Consider the following 17579-nt stretch of genomic DNA (forward strand, 5'->3'; position numbering starts at 1 on the left):
ATATGCCAATAACATCGGAGCACGATCAGAGATGAGGACGCGATGAGTACGGCACCACCATCCGAGGCGACCGAGGCCGGACCGGTAGCGGCCGGATCCGATAACGGCACCGCGGCCCGCATCGGCGCCTGGGGCGTACTACTCGGCACCGCGGTCACGTTGGTCGGGATCAGCTGGGATATCCAGTGGCACAACGAAGTCGGTCCCGATACCTTCTTCACTCTGCCGCACCTGTTCCTCTACTCCGGTAGCGCGATCTCCGGATTCGCGAGCCTCGCCATGGTGCTCATCGCCACCGCCGCCCAACGGGCCGGTCGGCCGGTGCCCCGGCTGGGTGGTACGCCGATCCGCGTCTTCGGCAGTAACCTCACCGCCCCGCTCGGCTATATGGTCGCCGGAGCGGGCGCCGCATTGTTCCTGCTGTACGGCCTGCTCGACCTGGAGTGGCATTCGATCTACGGCTTCGACGCCGTGCTCAACACCCCGTCGCATGTGGCGCTGTTCCTTTCGATCTCGCTCACCATGATCGGCAGCATCATCGTCTTCGCGGCACACCGCGACCACCGCTGGGGCCGGATCGGCATCATCGTCGCGATCCCGATTCTGATCACCTTCGCCCCGATTCCCACCAACGCGCTGAACAACCTGGATCTGCCCGCCGATCCGACCATCCTCGGGATCGTGCTGTTCGGGCCGATGCTGCTGATCCTCGGCGCGGCGTTGCTGGCCCGCGCGGGTGCGGCCATCGCCATCGCCGCGTCGTTGGGCGCGATGCAGGCGGTGCTGTGGTGGTTCTCGCCGTGGGCCGCGCAGACCTACGCGTCGGCGATCGGACTCCCACTGCGTGACGGACTCACCGGGCGGCCGCCGGAACTGCCCGCCATCATGCCGATGTTCCTGATCGTCGCGGCCCTCGCCGTGGAGGGCCTGTTCTGGCTGGCCCGTGCGCGTGGGCTCGACGCCAGGAAGATCGTGCTGGTGGCCGGGGTGGTGACCGGCGTGATCATCGGCGTGACGTTCCCGCTGCAGCTGAACCTCACACATACCAAGTCGCACATCGCATTTCGTGATGTCCTGACGATCACACTGCTCGGCATTCCGCTCGGCCTGCTCGCCGGATTTCTCGGCGGCCGGTTCACCACCATGCTGCCAGCGGTGAAGGAGGCATCATGAGTACAGCATCGCGTAGCGATTCGATGAGGGGTGGTGGCCGGGTGGCGGGCGGGCCAGTACTTCGCAGGCTCGCCGTCACCGTGCTGGCGACGCTCACCCTGTCCCTGATCGCGATCGCCCCCGCGTCCGCCTACGCGCCGGTCGATATCGTGCACACCGAGCGCGTCCAGGTGGGCCCGTACGGCGTCACCGTCGGATTCTCCACCTGGCCCATCCGCGCGATGAAGTCACTGGACTTCACCTTCCTGCCCGACGGCGGCATCGCCGATAAATCCGGGACGCTGAAGTTGACCGGACCCGCCATCCGCCCCGGCCGCCGTGCCGCCCCACTGGTCCGCCATCCCCGCAAACGCGACTCCTGGGGCCTGGACGTCAGGGCCTTCGATGCCCCCGGCACCTACACCTTCACCTTCGCGATCGATGGCCCGCTCGGACACGGCGAGGGCACTCTCGGCAACGTCGAAATCCTCGACCAGCCCGGTCCACCGCTACCTCTGAGCTGGACCATCGGCACCCTGCCACTGCTCGGCCTCATCGTGTTCCTGGTCGTCGCGTGGCGACGCACCCAACCTGGTCGTCGCCCTTTGGTTGTCTGAGGCGTGGGACTCATCTTTGCCTCCACCGGCGATGATCAAGTCGCGCAGACTGCCCTTGATCGGAAGAACGTAGCGCGCAGACTCCCGGCTTTAGTCGTGGGGTAAGCGTATTAAATCGGCTCGCTCAGTCGCACATAGTTTCGATATGTGGGTGCGCGCTATATATTGTTGGTGTGGCCGTCGCGTTGCGCTGTAACTCGAACCTGGTGTTCCAGTGCGCGTTCCACGTCGTGTGGTGCCCGAAGTACCGTCGCCGTGTCATCGGTGGACGGATGGAAGAGCGGCTCAAAGAAGTCATCGGCAACGAAATTGGTGCCGCTCTTCTAGCACGCGTGCCAGACGTGCTGATCTTGCGGGAGGTGCTCGGGTACCACGCCGACGATGTCGCCGAGATGCTCGACTCGACCGTTGACTCGGTCAACAGTGCGCTCGAGCGCGCCCGCACCGCCCTGCAGCGGCACCTGCCGCCCGGCGAGCACGAACCGCCGCCGGTGCCCGACTCGCCCGCGGCGCAGGAGCTCGCGGAAAAGTTCGTCCGCGCGTATCAATCCGGCGATATCGACGGATTGGTCGCCCTGCTCACCGCCGATGTGCGTGTCTCGATGCCGCCGATTCCGTACGAATACCACGGCCGCGATGTCGTCGGGCGTTTCTACGCCAGCATCATCGGCCAGGGCCGGACGTATGACTTCGTGCCGACGCGGGCCAATGGTCAGCTGGCATTCGGGGCCTACCTGCGCGGCCTCGACGGCATCCGCCACGCGACCGGTGTCATCGTGCTCACCCTGACCGGTGACGGGATCAGCGCCATCACCCGTTTCGACAACAGCGTGCTCGGCTGCTTCGGGCTGCCGCGAACACTGCCCTGATTCGCCCGCAGGTCGGTCAGAACCAAGCGTCGCGCATGTCCAAGGTGGTCCGGTCCATCAGTTCCAGCAGATCCAATTGCGGTGCGGTCTTGGGCAATTCGTAACGGAAGAAGTAACGGGCCGCCGCGCGCTTGCCGTCGTAGAAGTCGCCCTGCTTGGCGTGCGCGGCCAGCGCCTGCTCCAACCAGATCCAGGCCACCACGACATGGCCGAATGCCTCCAGGTACACAGTGGAATTCGCCATCGCGGCGGCGGGATCGCCTGCGGCGAACATCCAGCCGGTGACAGTCAGCAGACGTTGCCAGACCGCGTCGAGTTGACCGCCGAATTCGGTCCACTCACCGCCCGCCTCGGTGGCCGCGAGCACGGTCTTCTCGATCTGTGCGGCCAGCAACCGCAGGCTGGCGCCATCGTGTTGGATCACCTTGCGGCCCAACAGATCCAGACCTTGGATGCCGTGGGTGCCCTCGTGGATCGGGTTGAGGCGGTTGTCGCGGTAGTGCTGCTCGACATCGTATTCGCGGGTGTAGCCGTAGCCGCCGTGCACCTGGATGGCGAGGCTGTTGGCCTCCAGGCACCATTGCGAAGGCCAGCTCTTGGCCACGCCGGTCAGGATTTCCAGCAGCAGCGTGTGGTCGCGTCGCGTGGCGGGATCCTCGGTGGTGTGTTCCAGATCCACCAGTCGATTGCAGTACAGCAGCAGACCCAGCGCGCCCTCCACATAAGCCTTCTGCGCCAACAACATTCGCCGCACGTCCGGATGCTCGATGATCGGCACCTGCGGCGCCGCCGGATCCTTGGCGGTGACCGGGCGTCCCTGGCGGCGTTCGCGGGCGTAGTCGAGTGATTTCAGATATCCGGTGTAGCCCAACGCCGTCGCGCTCAGACCGACGGCGAGGCGTGCCTCGTTCATCATGTGGAACATGTAGGACAGGCCGCGATGCGGTTCGCCGACCAGATAACCCACCGCACCGGGCGCGCCGTCCGGGGTGTGCTTGCCCTCGCCGAAGTTCAGCACCGTGTTGGTGGTGCCGCGATAGCCCATTTTGTGGTTCAACCCGGCCAGCACCACATCGTTGCGCGCCCCGAGCGAATCATCCTCGGCCACCAGGAATTTCGGCACGATGAACAGTGAGATGCCCTTGGTTCCGGCCGGTCCGCCCGGAATCTTGGCGAGCACCAGGTGCACGATATTCTCGGTGAGTTCGTGATCACCGCCGGAGATCCACATCTTCGATCCGAAGAGCCGGTAGGTGCCGTCGGGCTGCGGTTCGGCGCGGGTCACGATATCGGCCAGCGACGAACCGGCCTGCGTTTCGGACAGACACATGGTCCCGGTGAATCGACCCTCGACCATGGGTTTGACGAAGCGGTCGATCTGCTCCGGAGTTCCATGCGCGGCAAGGAGATTGGCGTTGCCGACGGTCAGGAACTGATAGCCGGTGGTGCCGACATTGGCCGCCTGGAACCAGCAGAATCCGGCCGCCTCCAGCGTGCGGGGCAGCTGTAGCCCGCCGATCCGCTCGTCCATTGCCGCGCCGATGAGATTCGCCTTGGCGAACGCCTCGACGGCGGCCTTGACCTCCGGGATGATGGTGACCCGCTCGCCGTCGAAGGTCGGCTCATTGCTGTCGTTGCGTTTGTTGTGCGGCGCGAAATGCTGGGTGGCGAGATCCTCGCAGAGATCCAGAAAACCATCGAAGGTGTCCCTGGAGTGTTCGGCGAACCGGGGGAGCGCGGTCAGCTCCTCGACCTGTAGCCATTCGTAGAGCAGGAAGTCCAGGTCCCTGCGGGAGATCAACGTCGAGCGCACGGGCACATCCTCTCGCGGTGGCGGAGCACTGGCCCAGACGGGCGTGCCGCTCGTCCGGGTCGATTTGGTACGTTACTACGCATGTGTCGTGAATTGATCCCAGGGCTGGGATGACCACTGCGTCCCGCCCCGTCGGCCGCCCCGCCGCCGCATCCCAGGAGCAGGTGCTCGCCGCGGCGAGCGCTCAGTTCTTGGCCTCTGAGCGGGTCGACGTGCAGGCGATCGCGGCGGAACTCGGACTGTCGCGGGCAACCATCTACCGCTGGTTCGGATCGCGCGACGGTCTGCTCGGCGCGGTCATGGTGTCGGAGTTCGAGCGGATGGTCGACGCGGCGCAGACGCGCGTCGGCGAAACGGGTGCGCCGCGCGTGCTCGCCCTGCTGGACCGGGCGGCGCGCTGGCTGACGCGCAACGAACCGTATCGCTATTTCATCGCGACCGAACAGGCCACCGCGGGCCGAATCATTACCAGCAGCGAAGGGCCGGTGCAGCCGAAGGTCGTCGGGGTGGTCGCGGAAATTCTCGATGCCGCGATCGACGAGGGCTACCAGAATCGAGTCGACACACAGACTTTCGCGTATGCGCTGGTCCGCCTCATCGAGGCATTCCTGTATCAGGATGCGGTGACCGGCATTCGGGGCGATGTGGAACGACTGCGCGCGGTACTGGCCGTGATGCTGGGATTGGAGCCGGATCAGCGCGGTCCGTAGGTGTTGAGGAACAGCACCGGACCGTCGAACTCGCCGCGGGTATCCATTTCGATGAGTCCGGCCAAAGCCTTGGCCGTGTAGACGGTTTCCAGTTCCAGTCCGGCTGCCGCGGCGAGCTTGTTCGCAGCGACCGCGGCCGGGGTCTCATGGCCGTAGCCCGGGCCGAGCCAGTCGCGCACAATCGTCACATCGTCGGGATGCAGGCCGGGCGAGGTGAATCCGGCCCCGCGTGCGCGCAGTACCGCCTCCGCACGGTTCGCCAGCGTGATGATGTGCGGTGCGTCGAGGGGGAGCGAGTCATTGACGACCACACCAACGACCCGGGTGCGCAATCCGGCCAACCGCAGGCCGAGCGCCAAACCCGCTGCCGTGCCGCCGGATCCGACGGCGGTCACCAGATGCGTCGGCTCGGGAAGCTCGCCCGCAGCGATCTGCGCGGCCAGTTCCAGCGCGCCCTCCACGTAACCGAGCGCGCCGATCGGTGACGAACCGCCGACCGGCAGCAGGTACGGCAGGGTGCGGCCGTGCGTGTGCCGCAGCACAAGCCATGGCGTGGTGAGGATGGTGCGTAGCTTGCTGTGCGTGAAATGCAGGGTGGCGCCGGAGTTCTCCAGTCGGCGCAACTGTGCGCGGACATGGTCGTCTACTGGTTGGTCGACGAGCGCCAGCGCCGTGTCCAGACCGAAGTCTCGTCCGTAGAGCGCCGCCGCCAGACCCCAATTGGTGCCGGTTCCGCCGACGGTGAGGATGGTGCGCGCACCGCGCCGCTCGGCCTCGGGCAATAGCCACTCCAGCTTGCGGATCTTGTTGCCGCCCCACCCGCCGGAGCCGTACCCGCTCTCGTCCTTGCACCACACGGTGCTCTTCGTACCGAGATCCAGCGTGCGCACCGGTGTCGGGGCGACGCCGAGCCGCGCGAACGGCAGCGTGGTGACCAGTTCGGGGAAGCGCTCGTGCAGCCGGGAATCCGTCATGGTCACTCCATTATCGGGTGCACGTCCCGAACAGCGGTATCGACCGCCTGGTCTCAGTGGAAGAGCTTGAGCAGGTTCACGAGCAGGCGATCGAGGCCGTAGACGAAGGGGGCGGCGACCCACAGCCAGGCGAAGGCCAGCAGCGGGATGCGGCGGGGTGGGGCGGCCTCGCTCTGGTCGGGTTCGGTCATACCGGCTCTCCCTCCGTGGCGACGGCCGGTCGGTGGTATTTCGCCGCGACCGGGCGGATCAGTTCATTGGCGACGAACCCGACGCACAGCAGTGTGATCATGATCGCGAACGAGGGTCCGAACAGTGCGGGTCCGGTCTTTCCGTGTCGTGCACCGTAGTCGGCGATGGCGTTGACGATCAACGGCCCGGCGACGCCCGCCACCGACCAAGCCGTGAGCAGTCGACCATGGATCGCACCGACCTGGTATGTCCCGAACAGATCCTTGAGGTATGCCGGAACTGTCGCGAATCCGCCACCATAGAAGGACAGGATCAGCATGGCGCCGAGGACGAATACGGGCTTGTTGGTCTGGCCGACCCACCAGACCAATACATAGGCGAGCGCGCCGACGCCCAGGTAGATCCGGTACATATTCTTGCGGCCGATGAGGTCCGACAGCGATGACCAGCCGATGCGCCCGGCCATATTCGCCGCCGACAGCACCGCGACGAAACCCGCCGCGGCGCCCGCGGTAACCGGAGTCGGGGTGTGCGCGAAGAATTCCGTCACCATCGGCGCCGCCTTCTCCAGGATGCCGATACCCGCGGTGACGTTGAAACACAGCACAATCCAGAGCAGCCAGAATTGTGGGGTGCGGATCGCGTCGCGGGCGCTGACGTCGTTGCCGCTGATGAGCTTGGCGATCTTCGCCACCGGTGTCCAGCCCGCCGGACGCCAACCGGGCGGCGGCACCCGCACCAGCAGCACGCCGACCGACATGAACACCGCGTAGGTCAGGCCCATGACCAGGAAGGTCGCGGCGATACCGGTCTGGTCTCTGCCGAAATCCGAGAGCAGTTCGGTCGTCCACGGTGATGCGATCAGCGCGCCGCCGCCGAAGCCCATGATGGCGAAGCCGGTAGCCATCCCCGGCCGGTCGGGAAACCAGCGGATCAGCGTGGAGACCGGCGAGATATAGCCGATGCCGAGTCCGATACCACCGACGAACCCGTATCCGAAGACGATGAGCCAATACGCGCCGGCGGCCGCGCCGAGCGCGGAGATCAACAGCCCCGATGAGAAGCACACCAGCGATACCGTCATCGCCCAACGCGGACCGCGGCGTTCGACGACGGTGCCGCCGAACGCCGCCGACAGCCCGAGCATCACGATGGCCAGCTGGAACGGCAGTGCACTACCGGTACCCGAGATGTGCATCGCCGATTCGAGCGGCGGCTTGAAAACGCTCCATGCGTAGGCCTGCCCGATGGCGAGATGGATGGACAGCGCGGCGGGCGGAACCAGCCAGCGACTCCAACCCGGTGGTGCGATGACACGCGAGTATCCGGTGCCCACGACTGCTGCTGTTGCTGTCACGCTGCGATCCCCACATATAGCTGTGTGTGGTGATCATATTGCCGTGGGGTCCATCATGATGAAGGTTCTGCTACATAGGCTTTCGCTTTGCTGCGCACAGGTTGCGGTCGGAGACAGGTCAATCCAGCTTCGCCAGTTTGGCGAGGATGGCGGCGGCCATGGCGGCGGGGTCGCCGTCACCGGGGCGTAGCACCAGCTCGGCGCCGGTGGGGGCCTCGTAGGGGTCGTCGATTCCGGTGAAGCCGCGTATTTCGCCCGCGCGGGCCTTCGCGTACATGCCCTTCGGGTCTCGGGATTCGCAGATTTCGAGCGGGGTGTCGACGAAGACTTCGACGAACGGGATTCCGGCGGCCTCGTGGACGGCACGCACCTTGTTGCGGTCGGCAGTGTAGGGGCTGATCAGCGAGACCACGGCCACGACCCCGGCTTCGGCGAACAGGCGCGCGACTTCGCCTACCCGGCGGATGTTTTCGGTTCGATCGGCCGCGCTGAAGCCGAGGTCGGTGTTGAGTCCGTGACGCAGGTTGTCGCCGTCGAGGAGGAAGGCGGGGCGACCTGCGGCGACGAGTCGGCGTTCGAGTTCGACTGCGATGGAAGATTTTCCGGAGCCGGAGAGCCCGGTCAGCCAGACTGTCAGGCCGGTGGTGGGTCGTTCGTCGCGGCTGACGGCGGTGGAGTGCCAGACCACGCGGGAGGAGGGGAGGGTGGGTCCGGTGATCATGCCGGCGGCGACGGTGTTGTTGGTGGTGTCGTCGATGAGGATGAAACTGCCGGTGGTGCGGTTACGGCGGTAGGGGTCGAAGAGCAGTGGTTGGCGGGTGCGTAGTTGGATGCGTCCGATTTCGTTGAGTGAGAGTGAGTCCGCGTTTTCGTCGCGGTGCAGGGTGTTGACGTCGAGGCGGTAGTCCAGGCTGCGGACCTCGGCGGTGACGGTGCGGGTGGTGTGGCGGATGGTGTAGGTCGCGCCGGGTGTCAGTGCGGAGTCCTCGGCGAACCAGCAGACCATCGCGTCGAGATCGCGTCCGACGTGCGGACGGTTCGCCGGGCGGCAGATGAGATCGCCACGCGACACATCGAGGTGGTCGGCGAGCTGGATCGTCACCGCTTGTGGTGGAAAGGCTTCCGCCACGGGCTTGCCGCCCGGACCCCAGATCGCCTCGACGGTGGTGGTGAATCCCGAAGGCAGTACTGCGACCTCGTCCCCCGGCTTGAATACCCCGCCGCACACCGTGCCCGCATAGCCGCGGAAATCGGTTGCGTGCCTGCGGGTTACGTACTGCACGGGGAATCGGGCGTCGATGAGGTTGCGGTCGGAGGCGATATGCACCTCCTCCAGGTGATGCAGCAGGGGCGAGCCCTCGTACCAGGGCATACTCGCACCGCGGTGCACGATATTGTCGCCGTGCAACGCCGACATCGGAATGAAGCTCAGATCGGCGACATCGAGTTTCGTGGCGAAGCTGGCGAACTCCTCGCGGATTTCTTCGAACCGATCCTGCGACCACCCGGCCAGATCCATCTTGTTCACGCACAGCACCAGGTGCGGGATGCCGAGCAGACTGGCCAGGAAGGCATGGCGGCGGGTTTGTTCCACGATGCCGGTGCGCGCGTCCACCAGGATCAGCGCGAGATCGGCGGTCGAGGCGCCGGTGACCATGTTGCGGGTGTACTGGATGTGGCCGGGGGTGTCGGCGATGATGAATTTGCGCCGCGGTGTGGCGAAGTAGCGGTGCGCCACATCGATGGTGATGCCTTGTTCGCGTTCGGCGCGTAGGCCGTCGGTGAGCAGCGCTAGGTCCGGGTAGTCGTCGCCGCGGGCGCGGCTGGTTGCCTCGACGGCGGCGAGTTGGTCGGTGAAGATTGTTTTGGAGTCGAACAACAGACGGCCGATCAGCGTGGATTTGCCGTCGTCGACGCTGCCCGCGGTGGCCAGCCGCAGCAGGGTGGTGGTCGTCATCAGAAATACCCTTCGCGTTTGCGGTCTTCCATCCCGGCTTCGGATATCCGGTCATCGGCGCGGGTCGCCCCGCGCTCGGTGACTCGGGTGGCGGCGACTTCGACGACCACTTCCGCTGGCGTGGCCGCGCTCGATTCGACACATCCGGTGCAGGTCGCGTCGCCGACGGTCCGGAATCGCACCGTGGCTTCATACGGCTGCTCACCATCGAGCAGTTCGAGAAATCGCGTGTGCGCCAACAACATTCCGTCGCGTTGGACCACTGTGCGGCGGTGTGCATAGTACAGCGGTGGTAGCTCGATGGTTTCGGCGGCGATGTAATGCCAGATATCGAGCTCGGTCCAGTTCGACAGCGGGAACACCCGGATGTGCTCGCCCTTGCTGTGCCGTCCGTTGTAGAGGCTCCACAGCTCTGGGCGCTGATTGCGTGGATCCCACTGGCCGTATTCGTCGCGGAAGCTGAAGACGCGTTCCTTGGCGCGTGCCTTCTCCTCGTCGCGGCGTGCACCGCCGAAGACCGCGTCGTAGCCGCCCTCGCGGATGCAGCGCAGCAAAGTCGCTGTCTGTAAACGGTTTCGGGTGGCGCGTGGTCCGCTCTCCTCCGTCACTCGGCCCGCGTCGATATCGTCTTGCACGCTGCCGACCACCAGCCGTAGGCCGAGTCGCTCGACGGTGTGGTCGCGGTATTCGATGACTTCGTCGAAGTTGTGCCCGGTATCGATGTGCAGCACCGGGAAAGGCAGCGGTGCCGGCCAGAAGGCCTTGGCCGCCAGGTGCAGCATCACCACCGAGTCCTTGCCGCCGGAGAACAACAGCACCGGCCGTTCGAAACTCGCCGCGACTTCCCGGAATATATGTGCCGACTCGGCCTCGAGCGCATCCAGATGAGGCAACTCGTAGGTGCTCGCCGTCGACTTCGCGTACTGGCTCACGCCCCAAAACTAGAACACGTTTCGGTCATGGTCAATGGTTAGCGTCCGGTCTGCGACCGCCCGATTCCGCGGTCACCCGGTCGGCGGCGGCCACGAGTGCCGTGCCGCGGCGATCGATCTCGGCCCCGGTGATGGCCGCTCCCACGTACATGGTGAGCACCATGTTCTGCCTGCCGTCACCGCCATAGGTGGGCGCCGCGAGCAGGCTGACCGGGTGTTCTTTGCGTGGTCGCAGATCGGTGCCGAGATAGACCCGCTCCCCGAGGCTGGTCACCAGCTCGCCGACGAGTTCGCGCACTTCAGCGGGCAGGTCGTGGGTGGCGACCCCGGCCAGCAGCGAGTACAGCCGTCGGCCCGCCGCAGTCAGGCTTTCGACCAGGTAACCGCGCTCGCGGCACTCCGCGACGACCTGGCGCAGCCGGTCCACGTCCTGCCGCAACGGCACCGTCGGCGGCTTGCTCAGCCAGGCGTCGAAGGCCGCCTCGGTATCCCACAGCACGTACATCAGGCCGACCGGCGGCGCGAAATGGTAGGCCGCACCCACCTTGACCAGGCCGGGGCCGGTACTTTCCAGCACCATGATCTGCTCGCCGACCACGGCCGAGGCGGTGCAGGTGGTGCGGTAGAGCGCGGTCAGTTTCGCCAGTTCGGCGCGGGCGATGGCGGAGATGGCGAAACTGTCCTGGGCGACCCGCCCGGCGGCGATCAGCGCAGGTCCGAGGCCATAGGTGCGGGTGTTCGCGTCGCGCACCAGGTAGCCGCCTGCGGTCAGTTCGGTGAGGATGCCCAGGCAGGTCGGCTTGGCCAGGTCGAGGCCGCGGGCCAGTTCGGAGAGGCCGAAGCGTTTACCACGCTGCTCGACGAAGAAATCGAGTACCTGGACCACCCGGGCGGTGGGGGCGGATCTGCGGGTAACCATGGACAACTCCTAGAACACGTTCTAATCTTGCTCATATCGAAATGTACCAGAGCGGTACATATTTGGAACAGGGATCAAGGGCCGTAGCGACTGCTTGCAGGTCGCTCGAAAGGATCGGAAGCCTCTTGCTGACACAGCCGTTCGCGGAAGCCATGGCCGCCGCCGAGCAGATCATCACCGACGCACCACATATTCGGACCGCACAGGACCTCGTCGAGGGCTACGACTACCTCGCGGGCAGTATTCGCGCCTCCATCCAGATGGCGTGGGCCTATGAACGGGACTTCCCGTTCTTCGTCCTGTCCACCGGGCCGTATACGAAGATGGGTTTGGACAACCCGGACACTCTCTACTTCCACTCGTATCTGCGCCCCGACGCCGAGTATGTGGTGACCGGAACTCGCGGCACCACCCGCGACCTCAGCTTCCAGGTACTCAACGGCAACTACTCGCCGGTGGACGTCCCCGACAGCGAGACCGCCTTCGATGCCCGCGCCCTCGATATCGCGGCCGACGGCTCCTACGAGCTTCGTCTCGGTCCGGGCGAGGCGCGCCCCGGCTACGTCCATCTCGCGCCGGACTCCGCGATGGTCGTGGTTCGCGAGGTGTACAGCGACTGGGCCACCGAGAAGGCGGGCACGATACGCATTCAGCGGGTGGACACGATCGGCGGCGCACCGCCGGCGCTGACCGAGGACGTGCTGCGCAAGCGGTATGACATCGCGGGGAAAATGCTGGTCTCGCGGTTGAATACCTTCCTGGCATTCCCGAAGTGGTTCTATCTCAACCTGCCGGTCAACACGATGACCGAACCGCGCTCTACCCCGGGCGGTCTCACCACCCAGTTCTCCTCGGTGGGCCATTACGAACTCGACGACGATCAGGCGATGATCCTCACGGTGCCGAAATCGGATGCGCCGTATCAGGGGTTCCAACTCGGCAGCATGTGGTACGTGTCGCTGGATTACATCAACCATCAGACCAGCCTCACCGTCGACCAGGCGCGTGTGGATCCGGACGGGATGATCCGGCTCGTGATCAGCGAGCGAGACCCTGGACTCGCCAACTGGATCGAGCGCACCGGGCATGCGCGCGGGTATTTGCAGTTCCGTTGGCAGCAGCTGTCGAGGGATCTGAAGCCCGAGGACGGGCCGACGGTCGAGGTGGTGTCGGTCGCCGAATTGCCGGAGCGGCTGCCATTTTATGACGAGGCGCGTGTCACCCCCGAGGGATGGCGAGCGCGGATCGCGGCACGTCAGGTTGCCGTGGCGGAAAGGATGCTGGGCTGATGTTGTTGCAGGACAAGGTTGTTGTGGTCTCCGGGGTCGGTCCGGGGCTGGGGCGGGCCATCGCGGTGCAGAGTGCTCGCGCCGGTGCGGATGTGGTGCTGGCTTCGCGCACCGAATCGCGGCTGACCGAGGTGGCCAAGGAGATCACCGAACTCGGCAGGCGCGCGGTGGTGGTGCCGACCGATATCAATGACGAAGCGGCGGTGACGAATCTGGTCGAGACCGCGCAGAGCGCGTTCGGGCGGGTCGATACGCTCGTCAACAATGCCTTCGCGATTCCGCCGATCACCGATCTCGCCGATGTCGACCTCGACGATGTGCGCGCCGGATTCGAGACCAATGTACTTGCCGCGCTGCGGTTGACGCGTTTGTTCGTGCCCGCGCTCACCGAGTCGAAAGGCTCGGTCGTGATGATCAATTCGGCGGTGCTGCGGCATTCGCGGCGCACCTTCGGGCCCTACAAGATGGCCAAGGCCAGTCTGCTCGCGCTGGCCCAGAGCTTGGCCACCGAACTCGGGCCGAAAGGAATCCGGGTGAATTCGGTTGCGCCCGGCTATATCTGGGCCGACAACTTGAAGTGGTACTTCAACTATCTGGCCCAGCAGCGCGGGATCACCTCCGAAGAGGTGTACGCCGAGACCGCCGCGACCATCGATCTGCGCAAGCTGCCCGAACCCGATGAGATCGCCGACGCCGTCGTCTTCTTCGCCTCACCTCTGGCGCGGGCGATCACCGGCGCCTGCCTGGATGTCAACGGCGGCGAATACCACCACTAGGAGAATGACTGTGATCGGCAGAGACGACGTCGGCACCATCGACGATCTGCACGCCTCGGCGACGAAAGTCGTCGGGCTCACCGACTTCGGCGACGACGGCTACCGCGCCGGCCTGCAGGTGTTGCTCGATTCCTATGCCGAGGACGCCGAGCTGACGCCCTTCGGCAACAAGGTCAACCGGGCGTTCCTGCGCGGTGCGCTGATCGCGCGACTGCTGAGTGAGGCCGCGTGGCAACGCTTTCCCGAACATGCCGAGGTAGCGATCGAGCGCCCGATCTTCGTAACCGGACTGCCGCGCTCGGGCACGACGGCGGTGCACCGGCTACTCAACGCGGATCCCGGCCATCAGGGCCTGGAGATGTGGCTGACCGAGATGCCGCAGCCGCGACCGCCTCGCGAGACCTGGGCGGCGAATCCGGTGTACCAGCGGATCGAGGCGGCGTTCGAGCAGCATCACGTAGAGCATCCGGAATTCATGGGCGTGCACCACATTTCGGCGGACCAGGTGGAGGAGTGCTGGCAGCTGCTGCGGCAGTCGGCGATGTCGGTGTCCTACGAGTGCCTGGACTATCTGCCCGGATACTCCGAATGGCTGCGTGCGCAGGATTGGACCGACGCCTATCGCAGACATCGGCGCAACCTGCAGTTGATCGGCCTGCCGGACGCCGACCGGCGCTGGGTATTGAAGAACCCCAGCCACCTGTTCGCGCTGGACGCGATCTTCGAGGTGTACCCGGATGCGCTGGTGATCCAGATGCATCGGGACCCCCGCACGATCATCGCCTCGGTCTGCAGCCTCAACGAGCAGGCGTCAGCAGGCTGGTCGGATAAGTTTCGCGGCCCCGTCGTCGGCGCGACCCAGTTGGATCTGTGGGCCAGCGGAGCGGACAAGTTCCTCGCGGATCGCAAGCGGCACAACGCCGCTCAATTCTGCGACGTGTACTACGACGACTTCGTCACGGACCCGATCGGCACTGTCGCTTCGATCTACCGGCACTTCGATCTGTCCCTGACACCCGAGGCCGAGGCTGCGATGACGGCGCTGCATTCGGAAAGCACCTCCGGTGCCGCCCGCCCGACCCACCACTACACCCTCGAGGACTTCGGCCTAACCACCACCCAAGTCGATACCCGCTTCGCCGAGTACCGCAACAAACACTTCCCCGCCAACTGATCAAGATCAGGTGGTAGCTGTGGCGGCATCGGCCGAGAAGCCGCCGCCACCAGTTCCACCTGATCTCGGTCCGTCAGTGGGTGCGGCGGTAGCGGCCGGAGCGAGGCCGTGCCAGCGGATGAACGCGTGGGTGCAGTCAGGCTGTTACCGGATGGTGACTAGGCGATATCGATGTTGCCGAACAGATGTGCGAGCGCGGCGCGGTGTCGTGCAGGCAGAGCGCGGGGTCGAGACCGTGCCGGCGGGCGGTTGTCAGCATGATGCGCACACCGTGCGGCGTGCGATCGAATGCCCATCCGGGCTGCGACACCGGATCCATGGTTCGAACGGTAGCAAGACGGGTGCGGCCGGATATCCGAAAAGATCATGAATGTGTCGGGTCGGCATATTCCGTCGGCGGGCCAGGCGTCATAGCGTAGACGTATGGTTGGAATGCGACGGCGCAGCCCACGGGTCGCCATTATCGGGGCGGGGATGTCGGGCATCTGCATGGCGGTCACCTTGCAGCGCGACGGCATCGGCGACTTCATCCTGTTCGAGAAGGCCGATCGGTTCGGCGGGACCTGGCGCGAGAACACCTACCCGGGGCTGACCTGTGATGTGCCGTCGCGGTTCTATCAGTTCAGCTTCGCCAAGAATCCGGAGTGGTCGCATTTCTTCGCACCGGGTGCCGAGATCCACGCGTATTTCGCGGACGTCGCGCACGAGTGTGGGCTGGCGAGTCGCACGCGGTTCGGAACCGAGGTGGTCGGGGCCGAATTCGACGGTGCGCGTTGGGAACTGACGACCGCCGACGGTGCGGTGGAATCGTTCGACTTCGTGCTGTGCGCCACCGGGTTCCTGCACCATCCGCGCACCCCGGATATCAGTGGACTGGGGAAGTTCGCGGGCCCGATGTTCCATTCGGCGCGGTGGAATCACGATGTCGAACTCGCGGGCAAGCGGGTCGGCGTACTCGGCACGGGCTCCACCGGGGTGCAGATCGTGACGGCGTTGGCCGGAAATGTGGCGCACCTCAGCATGTTCCAGCGCACCCCGCAGTGGATCCTGCCGCTGCGGAACCGACGCTATTCACGGCTCACGATCGCCGCGCACCGCCGATTCCCGGCGCTGGACGAGTTCGGTTACGCGGTGACCCGCCGGGTATTCGAGTTCCTCGTCGATGCCGTCACCAGGCCCGGCCTCAAGCGTGAGCTCGTCGGCCGGATATGTCGAGCGAACCTGCGCAGCGTGCGCGATCCGGCGCTGCGGGCGGCGCTGACGCCGGACTATCAGCCCATGTGTAAGCGACTTGTGGTGTCGGGCAGCTTCTATCGTGCAGTGCAGCGTGACAGTGTCGAGGTCGTGTGTGACGCGATCGATCACATCGAACCCCGCGGCATCGTCACCGCCGACGGACGCCTGCACGAACTCGATGTGCTGGTGCTGGCAACGGGATTCGACGCGCACGCGTTCATGCGGCCGATGGGCATTACCGGAACCGATGGCCGCACACTGGATCAGGTGTGGGCCGATGGTCCGCGTGCCTTCGAAACCGTTGCGATACCGGGCTTTCCGAATATGTTCCTGCTGATCGGCCCGCACAGTCCGGTCGGCAACTACCCGCTGACGCTGATCGCCGAAACCCAGGCCGAGCACATCCTCGGCTGGATCCGGCGTTGGCGGGACGGTGAATTCGGCAGTGTGGAGCCGACCGTCGAGGCGACGCGGCGCTACTACGAGGAACTGTGGGCGGCGATGCCGAACACCGTGTGGGCGACCGGGTGTCAGAGTTGGTATCTCGGCAAGGACGGCGTTCCGGAATTGTGGCCGTGGACGCCGGCCCGGCACCGTGCGCTGATGGCGCGGCGTCCGGACCCCGCGAACTACCGTCTCACTGCTGCCCGGGGTTGAGCACGATGAACAGAGCGTTCGCCTCGGCGCAGAGCCGATCGCCGTCGTGCAGGGTGGCCCGCGCGTACACCTTGCGGCCCTCCTGCCGCTCGGTCCAGGCGCGCACCCGTAGTTCGGTGTCGAGCGGGGTGATGGAACGGTAGTCGATGGTGATGGAGGCGGTGCGAGTCACCGCGCCCGAGTACACCGCGGCGGCCATGCCGAGCAGATCGTCGAAGCCGACCGCCACCTGTCCGCCGTGCGCGGCCCTGTTTCCGCCGAGGTGGAAGGTGCGGAAGGTGATGCGAGCGTCGACGCCGTCCCGGTCCGCCTTGTCGACGATGTACGGCGGCAGGGTGATGTTGCCGCGCGCGGGCAGGTCGATGCGGGTAAACGTCGGCGCGGACCACTCGTCGACGATCGCGGCGTCCAGCTTGTCGTTCAGCTGTTTGAGGATGCCGATGGTCTCCAGTGCGAGCTCGTCGGAGGGACAGGCCAGCCGGGCCCGGTCCATGAGACTGCGCACCTGTTCGATGAACGCGCCGTAGTGCGGCCCGCCACGCGAGATGTCGAGCTCATCCAGTTGCGCGTTGATCAGCTCCGACATCGGCCGGAACCCGCCCTCGTGGTGCTCCTCGCTCGGCAGCGATTTGCCGACCTGCTGTTCATTCATACGGAACACGTTATCGGTTACCTGCCGAATAGTCGTTCGGCAGGTCCGATCGGGCTGCTCGTGCTATGCGCTGCGGACGCGGCCCGGCCGGTAGGCGATGCCCGCCGCCATGGCCAGGGCGCCGACCGCCACCATGTACAGAGCGCAGCCAACCTGCGTGCGCACTTCGGCCGCGAGGCCGGTATCTCGCCGAGTGAATATCGACGCTCGCATCGGGCGGATCGGCACGAGGTGGTGACCGGTTCCGGTGGCCGAGTGCGAGCGGGGGATGGGCTGGCCTAGTGTGGGTACTCGATCATCATC

Annotated in this window: 17 protein-coding genes and 1 pseudogene; 9 read left to right on the top strand and 9 right to left on the bottom strand. The window is 65.7% G+C overall.

Going from position 1 to position 17579, the window contains the following annotated elements; genetic code table 11:
• Positions 1–42 precede the first annotated feature (42 nt).
• From OG874_RS08150 to OG874_RS08165, 4 genes and pseudogenes are all read left to right on the top strand, one after another.
• Complete coding sequence (locus tag OG874_RS08150) at positions 43–1173, top strand: hypothetical protein (protein ID WP_330254505.1); 1131 nt, start codon at positions 43–45, stop codon at positions 1171–1173.
• A gap of 23 nt (positions 1174–1196) precedes the next feature.
• A complete protein-coding gene (locus OG874_RS08155) occupies positions 1197–1769 on the top strand; it encodes a hypothetical protein (protein WP_330257220.1) in 573 nt (190 codons plus the stop codon).
• Between the two features lie 173 nt (positions 1770–1942).
• Positions 1943–2068: pseudogene (locus tag OG874_RS08160) on the top strand (transposase); the annotation flags it as partial.
• Positions 2042–2638 carry a nuclear transport factor 2 family protein gene (locus OG874_RS08165; protein WP_442943385.1) on the top strand — a complete coding sequence of 199 codons (597 nt, stop codon included), beginning with the start codon at positions 2042–2044 and terminating at the stop codon, positions 2636–2638. The pseudogene OG874_RS08160 and the gene OG874_RS08165, both read left to right, overlap by 27 nt.
• Positions 2639–2654: 16 nt before the next feature.
• Here OG874_RS08165 and OG874_RS08170 read toward each other — a convergent pair whose 3' ends face one another.
• Positions 2655–4451: an acyl-CoA dehydrogenase gene (locus OG874_RS08170; protein WP_330254506.1), complete on the bottom strand. Its 1797-nt coding sequence runs from the start codon at positions 4449–4451 to the stop codon at positions 2655–2657.
• Positions 4452–4561: 110 nt separating this feature from the next.
• Between OG874_RS08170 and OG874_RS08175 the strand changes: the two genes are divergently transcribed.
• Complete coding sequence (locus tag OG874_RS08175; protein ID WP_330254507.1) at positions 4562–5161, top strand: QsdR family transcriptional regulator; 600 nt, start codon at positions 4562–4564, stop codon at positions 5159–5161.
• Here OG874_RS08175 and OG874_RS08180 read toward each other — a convergent pair.
• The 6 genes from OG874_RS08180 to OG874_RS08205 form a co-directional block, all read right to left on the bottom strand.
• A complete protein-coding gene (locus tag OG874_RS08180) occupies positions 5146–6135 on the bottom strand; it encodes a 1-aminocyclopropane-1-carboxylate deaminase/D-cysteine desulfhydrase (RefSeq protein WP_330254508.1) in 990 nt (329 codons plus the stop codon). The genes OG874_RS08175 and OG874_RS08180 overlap by 16 nt on opposite strands.
• 53 nt (positions 6136–6188) lie before the next feature.
• The gene (locus OG874_RS08185) at positions 6189–6326 is read right to left on the bottom strand and encodes an MFS transporter small subunit (RefSeq protein ID WP_330254509.1); all 138 of its coding nucleotides are present in this window, start codon (positions 6324–6326) and stop codon (positions 6189–6191) included.
• On the bottom strand, positions 6323–7684 hold the full coding sequence (locus OG874_RS08190; protein WP_330254510.1) for an L-lactate MFS transporter: 1362 nt from the start codon (positions 7682–7684) through the stop codon (positions 6323–6325). Before OG874_RS08190 ends, OG874_RS08185 begins: the two co-directional genes overlap by 4 nt.
• 118 nt (positions 7685–7802) lie before the next feature.
• Positions 7803–9641 (bottom strand): adenylyl-sulfate kinase, encoded by a 1839-nt coding sequence (cysC, locus tag OG874_RS08195; RefSeq protein WP_330254511.1) that lies wholly within the window; start codon positions 9639–9641, stop codon positions 7803–7805.
• Positions 9641–10573: a sulfate adenylyltransferase subunit CysD gene (cysD, locus tag OG874_RS08200; protein WP_330254512.1), complete on the bottom strand. Its 933-nt coding sequence runs from the start codon at positions 10571–10573 to the stop codon at positions 9641–9643. The genes cysC and cysD overlap by 1 nt, the downstream gene beginning before the upstream one ends.
• 31 nt (positions 10574–10604) lie before the next feature.
• Positions 10605–11492 (bottom strand): helix-turn-helix domain-containing protein, encoded by an 888-nt coding sequence (locus tag OG874_RS08205; protein ID WP_330254513.1) that lies wholly within the window; start codon positions 11490–11492, stop codon positions 10605–10607.
• 125 nt (positions 11493–11617) lie between these two features.
• Between OG874_RS08205 and OG874_RS08210 the strand changes: the two genes are divergently transcribed.
• The 4 genes from OG874_RS08210 (at position 11618) to OG874_RS08225 (ending at position 16624) form a co-directional block, all read left to right on the top strand.
• Complete coding sequence (locus OG874_RS08210) at positions 11618–12781, top strand: hypothetical protein (protein ID WP_330254514.1); 1164 nt, start codon at positions 11618–11620, stop codon at positions 12779–12781.
• The gene (locus OG874_RS08215; RefSeq protein WP_330254515.1) at positions 12781–13557 is read left to right on the top strand and encodes an SDR family oxidoreductase; all 777 of its coding nucleotides are present in this window, start codon (positions 12781–12783) and stop codon (positions 13555–13557) included. The genes OG874_RS08210 and OG874_RS08215 overlap by 1 nt, the downstream gene beginning before the upstream one ends.
• A gap of 4 nt (positions 13558–13561) precedes the next feature.
• Entirely contained in the window at positions 13562–14731 is a 1170-nt protein-coding gene (locus tag OG874_RS08220) for a sulfotransferase family protein (protein WP_442943310.1), read from the top strand.
• Positions 14732–15163: 432 nt separating this feature from the next.
• Positions 15164–16624, top strand: coding sequence for a flavin-containing monooxygenase (locus tag OG874_RS08225; RefSeq protein ID WP_330257222.1), 1461 nt, complete (start codon positions 15164–15166; stop codon positions 16622–16624).
• On the opposite strand, the gene OG874_RS08230 is transcribed toward OG874_RS08225, so the two are convergent.
• Together OG874_RS08230 and OG874_RS08235 are read right to left on the bottom strand one after the other, a co-directional pair.
• Positions 16605–17276, bottom strand: coding sequence for a PaaI family thioesterase (locus OG874_RS08230; protein WP_330254517.1), 672 nt, complete (start codon positions 17274–17276; stop codon positions 16605–16607). The two genes, OG874_RS08225 and OG874_RS08230, sit on opposite strands and share 20 nt — an antisense overlap.
• Before the next feature lie 63 nt (positions 17277–17339).
• Entirely contained in the window at positions 17340–17489 is a 150-nt protein-coding gene (locus tag OG874_RS08235) for a hypothetical protein (RefSeq protein WP_330254518.1), read from the bottom strand.
• Positions 17490–17579 lie beyond the last annotated feature (90 nt).

The organism is Nocardia sp. NBC_00565 (genome assembly GCF_036345915.1).
Taxonomy (GTDB): Bacteria; Actinomycetota; Actinomycetes; order Mycobacteriales; family Mycobacteriaceae; genus Nocardia.